Origin of the sequence: Flavobacterium oreochromis (genome assembly GCF_019565455.1) — a bacterium.
In the GTDB taxonomy this organism is placed as follows: domain Bacteria; phylum Bacteroidota; class Bacteroidia; order Flavobacteriales; family Flavobacteriaceae; genus Flavobacterium; species Flavobacterium oreochromis.
Genome location: NZ_CP067377.1, coordinates 1,577,067 through 1,592,020 on the forward strand (window position 1 = coordinate 1,577,067; position 14,954 = coordinate 1,592,020).

The 14,954-nt window shown below is 32.0% G+C and carries 7 protein-coding genes and 5 pseudogenes; 3 read left to right on the forward strand and 9 right to left on the reverse strand.

Annotated elements, in window-relative coordinates; all coding sequences use genetic code 11:
* Nucleotides 1-25: 25 nt before the first annotated feature.
* From tsf to JJC03_RS17625, 6 genes and pseudogenes are all read right to left on the reverse strand, one after another.
* Nucleotides 26-849 (reverse strand): annotated as a pseudogene (gene tsf / locus JJC03_RS07560) (translation elongation factor Ts).
* Between the two features lie 136 nt (nt 850-985).
* Nucleotides 986-1,744: pseudogene (rpsB, locus tag JJC03_RS07565) on the reverse strand (30S ribosomal protein S2).
* A 157-nt stretch (nt 1,745-1,901) separates the two neighbouring features.
* A complete protein-coding gene (gene rpsI, locus JJC03_RS07570; protein ID WP_088392417.1) occupies nt 1,902-2,288 on the reverse strand; it encodes a 30S ribosomal protein S9 in 387 nt (128 codons plus the stop codon).
* The gene (gene rplM / locus JJC03_RS07575) at nt 2,288-2,743 is read right to left on the reverse strand and encodes a 50S ribosomal protein L13 (protein WP_088399494.1); all 456 of its coding nucleotides are present in this window, start codon (nt 2,741-2,743) and stop codon (nt 2,288-2,290) included. Before rplM ends, rpsI begins: the two co-directional genes overlap by 1 nt.
* A 612-nt stretch (nt 2,744-3,355) precedes the next feature.
* Entirely contained in the window at nt 3,356-4,090 is a 735-nt protein-coding gene (locus JJC03_RS07580; protein WP_235874269.1) for a hypothetical protein, read from the reverse strand.
* 649 nt (nt 4,091-4,739) lie between these two features.
* Nucleotides 4,740-4,868: a hypothetical protein gene (locus JJC03_RS17625; RefSeq protein ID WP_258932555.1), complete on the reverse strand. Its 129-nt coding sequence runs from the start codon at nt 4,866-4,868 to the stop codon at nt 4,740-4,742.
* Nucleotides 4,869-5,390: 522 nt separating this feature from the next.
* Between JJC03_RS17625 and JJC03_RS19415 the strand changes: the two are divergent.
* Nucleotides 5,391-5,700: pseudogene (locus JJC03_RS19415) on the forward strand (transposase); the annotation flags it as partial.
* A gap of 323 nt (nt 5,701-6,023) precedes the next feature.
* On the opposite strand, the gene JJC03_RS07585 reads toward JJC03_RS19415, so the two are convergent.
* The 3 genes and pseudogenes from JJC03_RS07585 to polA form a co-directional block, all read right to left on the reverse strand.
* Nucleotides 6,024-6,398: a hypothetical protein gene (locus JJC03_RS07585; protein ID WP_235874270.1), complete on the reverse strand. Its 375-nt coding sequence runs from the start codon at nt 6,396-6,398 to the stop codon at nt 6,024-6,026.
* An 847-nt stretch (nt 6,399-7,245) separates the two neighbouring features.
* Entirely contained in the window at nt 7,246-8,094 is an 849-nt protein-coding gene (locus JJC03_RS07590; RefSeq protein ID WP_235874271.1) for a hypothetical protein, read from the reverse strand.
* A 552-nt stretch (nt 8,095-8,646) separates the two neighbouring features.
* Nucleotides 8,647-11,480: pseudogene (gene polA / locus JJC03_RS07595) on the reverse strand (DNA polymerase I).
* A 215-nt stretch (nt 11,481-11,695) separates the two neighbouring features.
* On the opposite strand from polA, the gene JJC03_RS07600 reads away from it, so the two are divergent.
* On the forward strand, nt 11,696-13,186 hold the full coding sequence (locus JJC03_RS07600; RefSeq protein ID WP_088398218.1) for a phage tail-like protein: 1,491 nt from the start codon (nt 11,696-11,698) through the stop codon (nt 13,184-13,186).
* A 520-nt stretch (nt 13,187-13,706) separates the two neighbouring features.
* A pseudogene (locus JJC03_RS07605) lies at nt 13,707-14,941 on the forward strand (metallophosphoesterase).
* Nucleotides 14,942-14,954 lie beyond the last annotated feature (13 nt).

Below are 14,954 nucleotides of genomic sequence, written 5' to 3' on the forward strand. Positions count from 1 at the left end.
TTAAGTTATAGTGTTTTTTAGGAGATTATCCTAATGCAACTCTTTTGAAACCAGTAACAGTTAAGTTAGCATCAACTGTTTTAACATACTGAGCAACGCTCATAGAGCTGTCTTTAATGAAGTCTTGGTTTATTAAAGTATTGTCTTTAAAGAAACGGTTTAATTTACCTTTGGCAATATTGTCTAACATTGCTTCTGGTTTTCCTTCTGCTCTTAATTGGTCTTTTGCAATTTCAATTTCTTTTTCAATTAAAGCAGCGTCAACACCTTCTTCATTTAAAGCAATTGGATTCATTGCAGCAGCTTGCATAGAAACGCTTTTTGCAGCTTCTTCAGCACCGTCTACATTTGCAGATAAAGCTGTTAAAGTAGCAATTTTATTTCCAGCGTGGATATAAGAACCAATGAATGCGCCTTCTAATCTTTCGAAAGAACCGATTTCAATTTTTTCACCGATTACACCTGTTTGTTCAATTAATTTGTCAGCTACAGTGATACCTCCAAAATCAGAAGCTAATAATTCTTCTTTAGTAGCGTATACTAAAGCTTGGTTTGCTAAATCAGTAGCTAATTTTACGAAACCTTCATTTTTTCCTACGAAGTCAGTTTCGCAGTTTAATGTAATAACTACACCAACTGTTTTATCTGCGTTTACAGCAGCAATAGCAGCTCCTTCAGTAGATTCTCTGTCAGAACGGTTAGCGGCTACTTTTTGACCTTTTTGCGTAAGTTTTCGATAGCTAAATCGAAGTCTCCATTAGCTTCAGTCAATGCTTTTTTACAGTCCATCATTCCGGCACCTGTAATTTGTCTTAATTTATTTACGTCTGCAGCAGTGATTGTTGACATACTATTTTATTTTAATAAATTTAATAATTTTTAAAAAGTAAAAAATTCCAACCGGCTAACCCCAAATTCCAATTTTAATAAATTATTAAATTAAATAATTCTGTGGAATTTGGAACTGCGATTGGAATTGGAAATATTATTCTTCAGAAGTTGTAGCTGCAGGAGCTGCTTTTACTTCTTCAGTTGCTTCTACTTCTTTTTCTGAAGTTCTGTTAGATAAACCTTCAGTGATAGCAGCAGTTACTAATGATAAAACTTTATCAATAGATTTTGAAGCGTCATCATTTGCAGGGATAACATAATCAACTTGACGAGGGTCAGAGTTAGTATCTACCATTGCAAATACAGGAATGTTTAATTTTTGAGCTTCTTTTACTGCGATGTGTTCAGCTTTGATATCAACTACAAATAATGCAGCTGGTAATCTTGACATATCAGCGATAGATCCTAAGTTTTTTTCTAACTTAGCACGTAAACGCTCGATTTGTAACTTTTCTTTTTAGATAAAGTGTCAAATGTACCGTCTTTCTTCATTCTGTCGATAGAAGCCATTTTTTTAACAGCTTTACGGATCGTAACGAAGTTAGTTAACATACCACCTGGCCATCTTTCAGTGATGTAAGGCATGTTAGCCGCTTTAGCTTTCTCAGCTACGATATCTTTTGCTTGTTTTTTGGTAGCAACGAATAAAATTTTTTCTACCAGATGCAGCGATTTTCTTTAAAGCTTCATTCGCTTCTTCAATTTTAGCTGCAGTTTTATATAGGTTGATAATGTGGATACCATTACGCTCCATGTAGATGTAAGGAGCCATGTTTGGGTCCCACTTTCTAGTCATGTGTCCAAAGTGAACACCTGCTTCTAGTAATTCTTTAACTTCTACTTTATTTGCCATTTTAGAAATAGTTTACGTTCTGTTGAATTAGCAATGTGTTTTAAATTTAGATTAGAATATATTCTGTAATCTTAACCCATTTAGATGCTAAACTAATCTCCGGCCTCAGCACGGAAAAGCAACATAACTTAGTTTTTTTAATAAATAATAATAAATATTAACGTTTAGAGAATTGGAATCTCTTACGAGCTTTCTTCTGACCGAATTTTTTACGTTCAACCATACGAGGATCACGAGTTAATAATCCTTCAGGCTTTAAGATAGCTCTGTTACCTTCTCCTACTTCACACATAGCACGAGCAATAGCCATACGTACAGCTTCTGCTTGACCTGTTGTACCACCACCATAAACGTTGATTTTTACGTCAAAGTTTGAAGCGTTGTCAGTCATTGCTAATGGTTGCATAACTTTATACTGTAAAGTCGCAGTAGGGAAGTAAGTTTCAAATGCTTTTTTGTTTACAGTGATGTTTCCTGTACCTTCTGATACATAAACACGTGCCACAGCACATTTTCTTCTACCGATTTTGTGAATAACTCCCATTACTTAAGATCGTTTAGGTTAACGGTTTTAGGTGTTTGAGCAGCATGTTTGTGCCCTGGACCTACATTTACACTCAAATTACGGAATAATTGAGCACCTAATTTATTTTTAGGTAACATTCCTTTTACAGCTTTTTCTACTAATAATGCAGGGTTTTTTTGTTGCATTACTTTTGCTGTTAATGTTCTTTGTCCTCCTGGGTAACCAGTGTGACGAACGTATACTTTATCGTCTAGTTTGTTACCAGTAAGGTTAATTTTTTCCGCGTTGATAATAATTACATTATCTCCACAGTCCACGTGTGGCGTATAACTTGGTTTGTACTTACCTCTTAAAAGCATAGCAACTTTTGATGCAAGACGACCTAAGTTATGACCTTCAGCGTCTACAACAATCCACTGTTTATCTGCAGTGGCTTTGTTTGCTGATACTGTCTTGTAGCTTAATGTGTTCACAATAATTACTTTTTAATTAAACATTCCATTCCCAATTAAGGGAGCGCAAAAGTACAATTATTTATTTATAAAGCAAATAGGATTGGTAATTTTCTTTTTTACTGCTTATCAAATAGTTGCAGTTTTTTACTATTGACTACCTTAATTCAGAGACTAATTTGCATTGTAACACAAACACAATACTTTGAGATCAGAAGATCCTTATTTTAAAAAAACACCCTAAACTAACCACTTAACATCAACTATAAACGTCTGTTACAGTCTTTCATTTTTAAGAAGCGGATGATTTTAGTACACACTTACATCACTGTTCGAAATAATTAGCTTAAAAGGCAAACCAAAAGAATTGGTGCAAATATCACAGATTTCCACCGATTTGATAGCTTTGCAATCATAAAAGATCTTTGAACCTTTTACAATTACCGCTGTACTAAAACTATAAACCAATGCACTAAAAGTATTAACCGATGTACGAAAAGTATAAACCGCTGTGCTAAAAGTATAAACCGCTGTATCTATTTTGAAAACCCTGTTACAAATTTTATACTTCACGGTTGTAAAAAAGAAAACCCCTACTGCAATTTTAAAAACTACTTTAGGGGCTGTATGGCTTTATCTTACTTTAGAAAACTCGATGGCGCTTACTTGTTTGTATTGCGGACTGTTGGCACCAAAAATACTTTTTATATACAGTTTTACTTCTTTGGCAGTTTGTATTAACCCTGCTAAAGGACTATAAAGTGTTTGGTTTCTATCAATCATTGCATTGCTATATTGCGTATAGCTATTGATTAAATTGGTGTTTTTGGTTTGCAAAGCCCCTAATTTGGTTTGTAGCGAAGCCACTTGTAATTCCGTTTCGTTTGGATTGTATGCGGTGTTTTGTTCTAAAACCTGAATTAGATTAGCGAAATGGTCTATCAGGCGGTCGTAAGATTGTTGTGATGTAGAAATACTGGTGGTCGTTGGTGGATTTTCAGTATTGGCTTTTGCGCTATTGGTACTTTTACTATTGGAACCCTGTATTTTTTTGTTGACTGCTTTTGCATCGGCTAGGGCTAAATTATCGGCACCTGAAACGGCAAAAGCATTGATAATTTTTGTAGCCAAGGGTTTGAGGTCTGAAAAACTGGTTTTTCGGTCGTTAGTCGCATTATCAAAACTGGTTTTTGCGGTTTTGACCGATGCTATTTTTTCGTTTGCGGTTTGATACAGACTTTGCAATTGTGGAATTTTAAGGCTGTCTTTGGTTGGATTGTAAGTGGCGCCGTAGCCTTGACAAAATGAAATTAAATCTTGAAAATTTGCAACATTTTTTGCGTGTCCTGTTTCTGATGTGGATGCCATAGTTTTAGTTTTTAAGTTTTGCATATTAGGATTTAAAAATATGAATTTATTTACATTTTTAAAATAAATACTTGGCTTACAGACAAAAAATATTGTGCTATTTTAGAAGGCTTGTTGACTTAATTTGTTTAGTTATGCATCCTAGAGATTCGTGCGCAACGTCCTTACCTTAAAGGAACTTAATTCAACTAGTTATTTCTATTTCAGACCTAACAGGTTTTTAAAAGCTGTTAGATCTCACTAAACTGGGATTAGGATATTTATCAACTTAATGACATCCGTTACACGGGAACTGAGAGTATAAACCTGCGCCATCTGTTTTGGCTTGTTTTCATATACAGTGCGCCTAACTGTTGTGCCACGATTTACAAAATCGCGCTAACGTTTGTGTTGAGAATAACTTTGTGTTATTACTGCGCGATCTGGTCGGTGGTGTGAGAGGCTCTCCTTGTTCTTAACGTGCAGGGTAGTCTACTCAAATAGGTAATATTGTTCTACTAACTCTGTAATGAACATAATATTCTTTAAGGCTTTAGTATAGTTAACGGTTTAAAATTTTTATTATCCAAAGCAATTAGGTTTTCGTTTTTCAGAATGTAATATTTTTGTGTGAAAAGACTATCTGTAATATTAGTGATGTCGTTTTCTTTTAAAAATATTTCCTTGCCTTTTTCTTATAATTTCCTTTTTTGTAATCAGCACCATGCTGATATTGAATTTTTATTTCAAAAGTATTATCGTCAAATAAGGTTATTAATGAACCTTTTGATTCTTCCATAATAGCTTTCAAATATATATTCTTATGGAAGTTTTGTTTCCATAAATATGCTGATAATGTAAAAATAAGTGGAATAAATAATAAGTAAATGTATTTGTTTTGTAGATGTTTTTTTGTCCAATTAATAAAAATCAATGATAGAGTAAAGTAAATGAAAAACAAGAAAGGGTTTAAAAATAAATCATAAACAGTTGCAGTATAGTTTCCAAAAGTAGAATTAAGAAGAATAATTAAAATGCCAATAAATATTATTGAGATTATAAGTGTTATTTTGAATATATAATTATTTTTTTCAATTTAAATATTTTTTTGTAAAATTTAGTCAATCTTTTCCGTTTTTTTTTCAATATCGCCTAACGTTTTGCTGCTTGGCGATGTGGCAGCTTTTCAAGTAGAGTACGAGTAGAAAGTGTAATCTTCACTTTAAACACCAAATTGTCTTAGAAGCATTTCGGCCGTCATATTGCTAAACCACTGTGCCTGTTGCACAACTCAAATATACTATTTTTTGTATATTTAATTATACAAGTCACAAAGAGATTTACCCCCAAGTTATTTACCACAGTCAATTTAGGCAAAGGATAATTTTTACAGAACTTTAGAAGAATCCATAGATTTTCATTTTTTACGAAAAGCCACGTAAGGCTATTATGGTACAGAAGGTCAGGAAAGCATTGATCCTGTGGTGTTTTCAAGATTTTATTGATTGGTTATTTAAACAATATTGATAGTGATACAGGACTGATTTCCTTATTACTCAGATAGTTTGTCTATCCGATTATTTTTAGGCTACGATATTGATAAAGAATTACCTTGTCACAGTACCATTAGCCCACCTATCGAAGCAGTGAACCCGACTGTAAAAACTGTCCCTTAAGAGCTTAATGTTGTGGAAAAACCACCAAGTTCAAAAGATAGACGACAGCATACACAAGGAATACTACCATAAAACGCATCAAAAACTGACCCGAAATGCTGATTATGCCAAGAATATAGCAAGTTACTTTGAGTGCCTAAAAATAAAACCTCTTTTAAAACCTTTTAAAAGAGGTTTTAAGATATGCTTTTTTGAAGTTTTATTTTAAAAATGGTAGTTGTACAACAGTTACTGCGGTTAGTAGTAGTGTTTATTCTATCTCGATTTTGATTTTAGTTTTAAAGAAAAAACCGTGTTTGTTTTTTTTTCAAAAGATTTTTTATTGAGTTTTCAGTTTTATATATGGTTTTAATTTCTTGAGTTTCAATTTCAATACTTTTTACTGATTTAGTTACTTCTTCAATACTAATATCAGACCACTCTCCAATTCCAAAATGAATGTTAGCTGTATCTTTTGACTTTAAATTAAAAACGATTGAATCACCAGTTGCTATTTCTTCTAAATCAAAACTTTCAACTTTTGATTTTAAATTTAATCTCACTTTAGCTATTGAATCACTATTATTAATAAAATCAATGTAGTGGGGTGGGTCACAACTTGTAATTATAATAGCAAATAATGTGAGGACTAAAAGTTTAAGTTTTATTTTCATTAACTCAATATTTTTTGTTCCTGATACTTATAGACTTCGTTTTTTTAACATTACTTCTAACGTCAGTCTGTGAAAAAACTTCACAAACTCTGTCAAATATAGCTAAAATAGTTTGTTGAAAAAATTAAGTTTTAGCATTTTTAAATAGGCAACACATCCAAGGAATCTCCCGTAATCAGTTACATTTGTTCAGCTTAGAAGACAAAATAAGCTTTGATAATCCTGTATGTTTTATAGAAGCATTTGTAGAGTTTATTGATCTTGAAAAAATTGGATTTACGCCCGTTACTTTAAAAAACCGAAGTGTTTCTTAAAATCTATTTATATGGATATTTAAACAACATGCGTAGCTCAAGAAAGTTAGAAAAGAATATATTCGCAATATCGAAATGCAGTGGCTTTTCGATACAAACAGCGGTTGATAGCATACATAACTTAGTAGTTGCCACTCACACCATTAATCGAAAGGACAAAAATACACTTTTAACCATAGCTTTGGAAGCCAAAGAAAACCTAGAAGCAGTTACCTTTTACCGTTTTAGACGACAAAGGCTATCACACAGGAAGAGAGATAGAAACCTGCACAAATAACAACATCACCACGATTGTAGCTCAACCTGACCAAGAAAATAATAATGAAAAGGATACACAGCCTGATTATGTTGGTTTACAGCATCAAACGAACAATTAATATATTAGGAGTTCCCGATTTGATAGCCAAATGTAAGGCTTGGAAATCACCTTACAAGAAGAAGTTCTTGTTTCAATCGGTTTCATTCAACATCGGTTTCATCGTTCGTGCTTAGCACGCAACGAAACCTTAGTGTTAGCACCAGTTTTTTATTTTTCATTGGTTTGGTCTTTTAGTGGCTTCTTTTAGTCCAATATTTGTTAAAGCACCTAAACCGAAACTTATCAGCGTAGTGATTATTTTCTTTTTCCTTGCAATTCTACGGTATCCTTTATCAAAGTTTTTATCGCCTGATTTATTAATACTTGGCGGAAACAAATCAATTGTTAGTGTTGTAACTGCACCAAGTTGCAAATCTAAAGCAGTCATAGTAAATGGTACAACATAATTTAGGAAGGGTATTTGATAATTTTCTTTTGCGTTAATTTTTCCTAATTCAAATCTTCTTTCGGCAGATGTGTTTAAACCAAGTGAAAAACAACTATTTGGTGAGGTATTAAAATTACCAGACCACTTAAATCCTGCATTGTCCTTCGCAATATAACTATGACTTCCGCTTGTTATAGGAAGTTTTATTGTGCCGTCTTGTCCACAATTAGGAGTTCCTGTTTTGAAATGGCTTTCTAAATAACCTGCATAAACTCCATCAATCCAAATTTTTATATAACCAGATTCACCGTAATTTGAATACACACTAACAGAAGAATTTAATTCTTTGTATGTATTTGTGTTCGAATTGTTGTTATTAGAATAATTATAATTTGTTTTTGTATTATATTCATAATCTGGCGTTATGGTTCCGCGTTTGCCAGTCCAAGGATTGATATTAGGACGAGTTGAGTAATTGTCGGTATTTGTGTTATTAGGATTAGTTCGGTTATATGGCTCAACATAAGTTCCGTTACTTTTATAGTAACCTCTAACACTATTGTAATTCGGATTTACTTGCGCAATAAATGTTGTAAAAGTGAAAATTAAAAATAGTAAGTAAATGTTTTTTCTCATATAGGTTTTTAAAAAATATCTGCTAACTCATAAATAGATGAATCTTATTTATTTCTTTGTTTATTGATTTTATTGAAACCATACTAAAAACGAAGTTCGCTTTTCGTATTGTTTCTCATTTCAAAAATAGAAATTTAAAATTATAACATATATAATTTTTCAAAGAGCAAATCTAAAGGCTCCCCAAATTCTTTCGCGTGGATCAAGTAAACAAATTTAATCCATAAGCTTTCTAACAACCAACTGTAATTTAACTATGAATGGCTCTTGCTTTTTTATTAGAATCCTCTCTTACATAATAAAACCAGCAACTCTTTTAAAATTGCTGGTTTTGTTTTATCTAGAAGGCACACGAAACAGATTAGTGTATCGGTTGTGAAGCAAATCACATAATTTTGATTCTGAGATTCCCCTAGCTTTAAAGTCATAAACTGAGTGTTGGTTCTTTGTTTTTCTGAAGAGACTCTTTCTTTACGGACGCAAAACTTTACACTTTCAAACTTTATAATTTGTGACTTTAGACTTACACAAATTCACATTAAACGATACTTTTTAATGGGCTTCCAACCAGTCTTTTCCTAATCCAATTTCTACTTCTAATGGAACTGTAAGTTTAAAAGCATTTTCCATTTCTTCTTTGATCATAGGTTGAATTTTTTCTAATTCTGAATTATGTACATCAAATACTAATTCGTCATGAACTTGTAGTAACATTTTTGATTGATAGTTTTCTTCCTTCAAACGTTTGTGAATATTGATCATTGCAATCTTAATGATATCAGCGGCACTTCCTTGTATAGGAGCATTTACGGCATTACGCTCTGCTGCACCACGTACTACAGCATTCGCTGAATTAATATCTTTTAAGTAACGACGACGACCTGAGATGGTTTCAACGTATCCATTTTCGCGTGCAAAATCAATTTGATTTGTAATGTATGATTTTAGTTTAGGGTAGGTCTTGTAATAAGCATCAATTAGCTCAGCACTTTCTTTTCTTGATAATGAAGTTTGGTTGCTTAAGCCAAATGCAGAAACGCCATAGATGATTCCAAAGTTTACGGTTTTCGCGTTACTACGTTGTTCTTTTGTTACTTCATCTAACGTAACGTTAAAAACTTTTGCGGCAGTACTTTTATGAATGTCTTCATTGTTTTGAAAAGCATTAATCATAGTGTCTTCACCAGAAAGTGCCGCTATAATGCGTAACTCAATTTGTGAATAATCGGCAGAAAGTAAAGTGTAGTTTTCGTTACGTGCAATAAAAGCTTTTCGAATTTGACGACCTCTTTCTGTTCTTATAGGGATATTTTGTAGGTTAGGATTGTTTGAGCTTAATCTTCCTGTGGCTGCCACTGTTTGCATGTAATCAGTGTGTACACGCGCTGTTTTGTGGTTAACTTGTTGGGGGAGAGCATCTACGTAAGTACTTTTTAATTTTACAAGCTGACGCCATTCTAGGATGTCTTGTACTATTTTGTGTTCATTAGCAAGATAGCTTAGTACTTCTTCGCCTGTTGCATATTGTCCTGTTTTTGTTTTTTTTTGTTTTGTTCCTCCAATTTGAAGTTTTTCAAAAAGGATATCTCCTAATTGTTTAGGTGAAGCTAAATTAAATTTTTGACCAGCTTGTTCGTATATATTATTTTCAATTGTTTCAATTTCTTTTAGCATGTCTAAAGACATTAGTTTTAGGAACTCTTGATCTAGGTTAATGCCTTCTCGTTCCATATCGGCTAAAACTTGTACAAGGGGAATTTCTATTTCATCAAATAGTTTTTTAGTGCCCACTCGTTCTAAAATAGGTTGAAAATGATCCTTTAATTGGTATGTAATATCAGCATCTTCTACAGCGTATTCTTTAATGTTTTCCAGTGTTACTTGACGCATTGATAGTTGATTTTTTCCTTTTTTTCCAATTAAAGCCTCGATGGGTTTAGGACTGTATTGTAAGTATGTTTCTGATAATACATCCATATTATGACGCATATCAGGATTGATTAAGTAATGGGCTATCATTGTGTCAAATAAAGGCCCTTTTATTTCAATTTCGTAATTAGCTAAAATTTTTAAATCGTATTTAATGTTTTGTCCTATTTTAGTAATAGATTCATTTTCGAAAAAAGGTTTGAATTTATGAATTAATTCTTTGGCTTCATCCTGATTTTCCGGGAAAGGAATATAAAAACCTTTTCCTTTTTCCCATGAAAGAGCTAGACCAACTAATTCAGCATTTGTTGTGTCTATTCCTGTTGTTTCAGTGTCAAAACATACAGCCGTTTGTTGTAATAGATTTTGTAGTAGTAAGTTCGTAGGTAAATTGCCATTTACTATTTGGTAAAAATGAGGTGTGTTTTCTAGATTTGTGTATTGAAAACCTGAAGTAGGTTCATTGTTTTCTTGGTCGGAAAAACCAAATAAATCCATTTGATTTTCAGGCGTTTTTTTTGAACTTTTTTAGTAGAAGAATCATTAGTGTCTATTTCGTCATATTCTTTTCCTCCTCCAAAAAGCTTGTCAAACTGAGCTTTCATCTGGCGAAACTCTAATTCTTGAAATAGAGCATCTGTTTTTTCAATATCGGGTTTAGAAAGTTCAAAACTTTCTTCGTCAAATTCTACAGGGCAATCTAGTAGGATGGTGGCTAATTTTTTAGAAAGAATTCCCTTTTCTTTATTGTTCTCAATGTTTTCTTTCATTTTTCCTTTTAACTGATCTGTGTTGGCTAAAAGGTTTTCCATAGAGCCATATTCAGCTAATAATTTTTTGGCTGTTTTTTCTCCTACTCCAGGTAAGCCAGGAATATTATCTACAGCATCTCCCATCATTCCTAAAAAGTCAATAACTTGTAAAGGATCTTGTACTTCAAATTTTGCTTTTACTTCTTCTATTCCCCAGATTTCAATATCGTTTCCAGCGCGTGAAGGACGGTACATAAAAATGTTTTCAGAAACTAATTGTCCAAAGTCTTTATCAGGTGTAACCATAAATACCTGATACCCCTCCTTTTCTGCTTTTTTTGCTAAAGTTCCTATTAAATCATCAGCTTCATATCCGTTAACCTCTATAATAGGTATGTGCATGGCGTTTAGGATTTCTTGTATATAAGGTACTGCAATTTTTATTGCTTCAGGAGTTTCATCTCTATTAGCTTTGTATTCGGTAAACATTTCTAAACGATAATTACTACCTCCTTTATCAAATGCTACTGCTAAATGATCAGGTTTTTCTCGTTTGATAACATCCATTAAGGAGTTCATAAAGCCTATAATGGCTGAAGTGTCTAATCCTTTAGAGTTAATTCTAGGGTTCTTAATGAAAGCATAATAACCTCTAAAAATAAGCGCGTAAGCGTCAAGAAGAAATAAACGTTTTTGTGTTGACATGATTATTATTTTGTAAGCATTCAAAAATACAAAACTTGTTACATACTGAACTTAATTACAAAATAAGATTTTATAAATCTTATTTGATTTTTTTGTGATATGGCTATAAATGGTGTGTTAAGTTTTTGTTTTTTTAGGATGATTATTTTATTCTATAAAAAAAAAGAGTTAATTTTATAAGTAGTTCTAAATATTTGAAATTAATTTATGTAATAATGGAAAAAATAAAAGCCCTAAAGAAACCATTGATTACCTACTTGTTGTTTTTCCTATTTGTAAGCACTAATTTTTTAGCTCAAGTAGGAATTGGTACAATGACACCTGATGCTAGTTCTATTTTAGATATAGTATCTAGTGATAAAGGAATGCTAACCCCTAGAATGACAACAGCTCAAAGGTTGGCAATTGTCAGTCCTGCAAACGGATTGTTTGTCTATGATACGGATTTAAAATCACTTTACTTTTATGATACAACATCTGTAAGTTGGGTCAGAATTAATACAAATTCAGATGGTCGTCTAAAATATAAATTAATAAAGTCTACAGATGTTTTAGCTACTGTTTTAGCAGATGAACTTAGTGCTGGTGGAGGTTCTAAATATCTTTTAGATTCAGCAACTTTATATGAAATAAATGGTACAATCAATCTAAATTTTCCAATAGAAATAAATAATGCTTATGTCAGTGGTCAAGATTCAGGAGAGGATAAGTTAATAAGGTCTTCAGGGGATCTTTTTGTAGGTACTACAGGAGGAAGTATTAGGATTTTAACTTTATCAGCTCCTTCTGGAAATGTTTTTAATATAGATGGAGGAGGAACGGCAAGTCTTATTTTTAGAGATTGTATAGTAGCAAGTTCTACATCTGTTGGTGTGTTAAAGAATTTTTCAATCGTTTTTTTGAGCATTGTTCAATATTATGGAAATGCAAATGGAGTAGTTTATGAAAATGTAGCAAGATTACTACTTAGTAATACAGGCTGGTTTAGTAATAATGGAGGAATATATGAAAAATTAAATGGTACATTTTCATTAGCTGCAAAACAAGGAGGGTTTAGTGAAGTTACAGGAGCGAGTATAGGATTTGATGTCTCTTCAAATCCCGTTATTACAGGTGATGCAACATTAGAATCCACTGTTTTTACAGGAACTCTTACAACAGGTAAGTATGTTAATTCTTATACGGTGGGAGGTTATACAGGCTATAATTTTAACAATAATTGGAATGTTCGTTGTCCTGGTATTCCAACCGAAACTGATGCTTCAGCAGTTGGTGATTTTGCAGTTGATTATCCTGTAGGGAGTGGTGCCTCTACATCATTTAATACTTCTAATCCTAGTAATATTGTGAAGATTCAAGGAGTCTCAACTTCTACTAATTTATTCCGATTTACTACAGATAGTGGAGTAAGTAATAGATTGCGATACTCAGGGAAAAAGAAAAGAATCTTTCAAGTAAGTGGCTCAATTTCTTTTCAAGTGCCAGCTGTTGGAACCTATATAATTTATATTGCTAAGAATGGTACCGTTATTTCTCAGTATAAGATATATGGAAGAGGATTGGCGACTAATGATATAGTTGTTTTGCCTTTAAATGCTTCTGTAGAACTCTCTAATAATGATTATATAGAAGTTTATGGTCAACGTTACACAGGAGGTACAACGGATGCAATAATAACTCCTAATATGACCTTAATTGTTAAATAGAGAATTTATGATTAAAAATATTTTACCTTAATAATTTTATTTTTTTACTTAATAATAGAGATTAATGACATATAAATTATTTTAGTTCATTTACTATAATTTTTCTATTGCATAAATTGTAATAATCTAATTGTTATTTTTTTGAAAGAAGGATCTTTGTTCGTGAATTAGTAGGTTTTTATTTTTTGATGGGTGTAAACATGTTTAGAAGTGAGTTTATTTCTAAAAGAAATAGAAAACAAACTTACTTCTAAATTTGTTTTCAATAGAAATTAAATAATGAAATATTGTTAGATATTAACCTAGGTTTACAATTTATTTTTTAGATCTCATCTGGTTATCTCTCCTAAACAATAGCTTTAGTTTTGATTTGTGTAGTTTTGATTAGAATACATGTTTCTGGTAATGAGTGTTTTGTGAATTAGCAGAAGTTTATTTTAGTTTTAAAATATGAAAGTTCTGTTAAAAGGTAATAGAAACTTAAACATGATTTTGTTACTTTGCTTGAAAATGATTTAAGATGTTGTTTCGATTTATAGTGGTTGCGGTTTTATTGTTACTTGTAGAAATTTATTCATTGCAAGCCTTTCGAACTTTAATTCGTTCAAAATGGATATTTTGGGGAGGAGTAGGCATAAGTGTATTAATTTATATATTTATATTTTATACCGTTTTTAATTTTGATCGTAAGGTAGGACAAACAAAGCAAAGTTTGTTTGCGCTTGGTTTGTTGCTTACAGTTTATTTGCCAAAAATTGTTTTAGCTCTTTTTATGTTTGGCGAAGATGTTTTTCGTTTTATTTCAGGGGTTACTAATTACTTTATTGAATATGATAGCCGAAATACTTTTTTACCTGAAAGAAGAAAATTTGTTAGCCAAGTAGCTTTAGGAATGGCTGCAATTCCTTTTTATCATTGATTTATGGCGTTACAAAAGGGAAATATAATTTTAAAGTTTTTAAGCAAAATTTATTTTTTGATGATTTGCCAGATGCTTTTGATGGGTTTACAATTACCCATATTTCAGATATTCATTCTGGTAGTTTTGATGATCCAGAAAAAATACAGCATGCAATTGACTTGATTAATAGGCAAGATTCTGATATTTTATTGTTTACAGGTGATATAGTAAATGCAAAAGCAGAAGAAATGTACCCTTGGATTTCTACTTTTAAGGGTATTAAAGAACATCGTTTTGGTAAATTTTCTGTTTTAGGAAATCATGATTATGGAGCTTATGTAGAGTGGGATTCACAAGAGGCAAAAGTTCAAAATTTTGAAGCAATAAAAGGATTGCATAAACAAATAGATTTTAAATTGTTATTAAATGAACATATTAAGATTCGTAAAGGAGATCAAGAGTTCGCTTTAGTCGGAGTTGAAAATTGGGGGAAACATTTTGGGATGATAGGTGATATAGATAAAGCATCAGAAGGATTAACAGAAGCGGATTTTAAAATTTTGATGAGTCATGATCCAAGTCATTGGGAAGAAGTAGTGAAGCACCATGATAAGAAATTTCATTTAACATTAAGTGGACATACACACGGAATGCAATTTGGAATAGAAATTCCAGGTTATTTTAAATGGAGTTTAGCACAGTATATGTATAAACAATGGGCGGGTTGTTATGAATATTTAGGTCGTTATATTTATGTAAATAGAGGGTTTGGATTTCATGCATATCCAGGAAGAGTAGGTATTATGCCAGAAATAACAGTCATTCAGTTAAAAAAGTCTCAAAAATTAGCATAAATCACTAAAAATA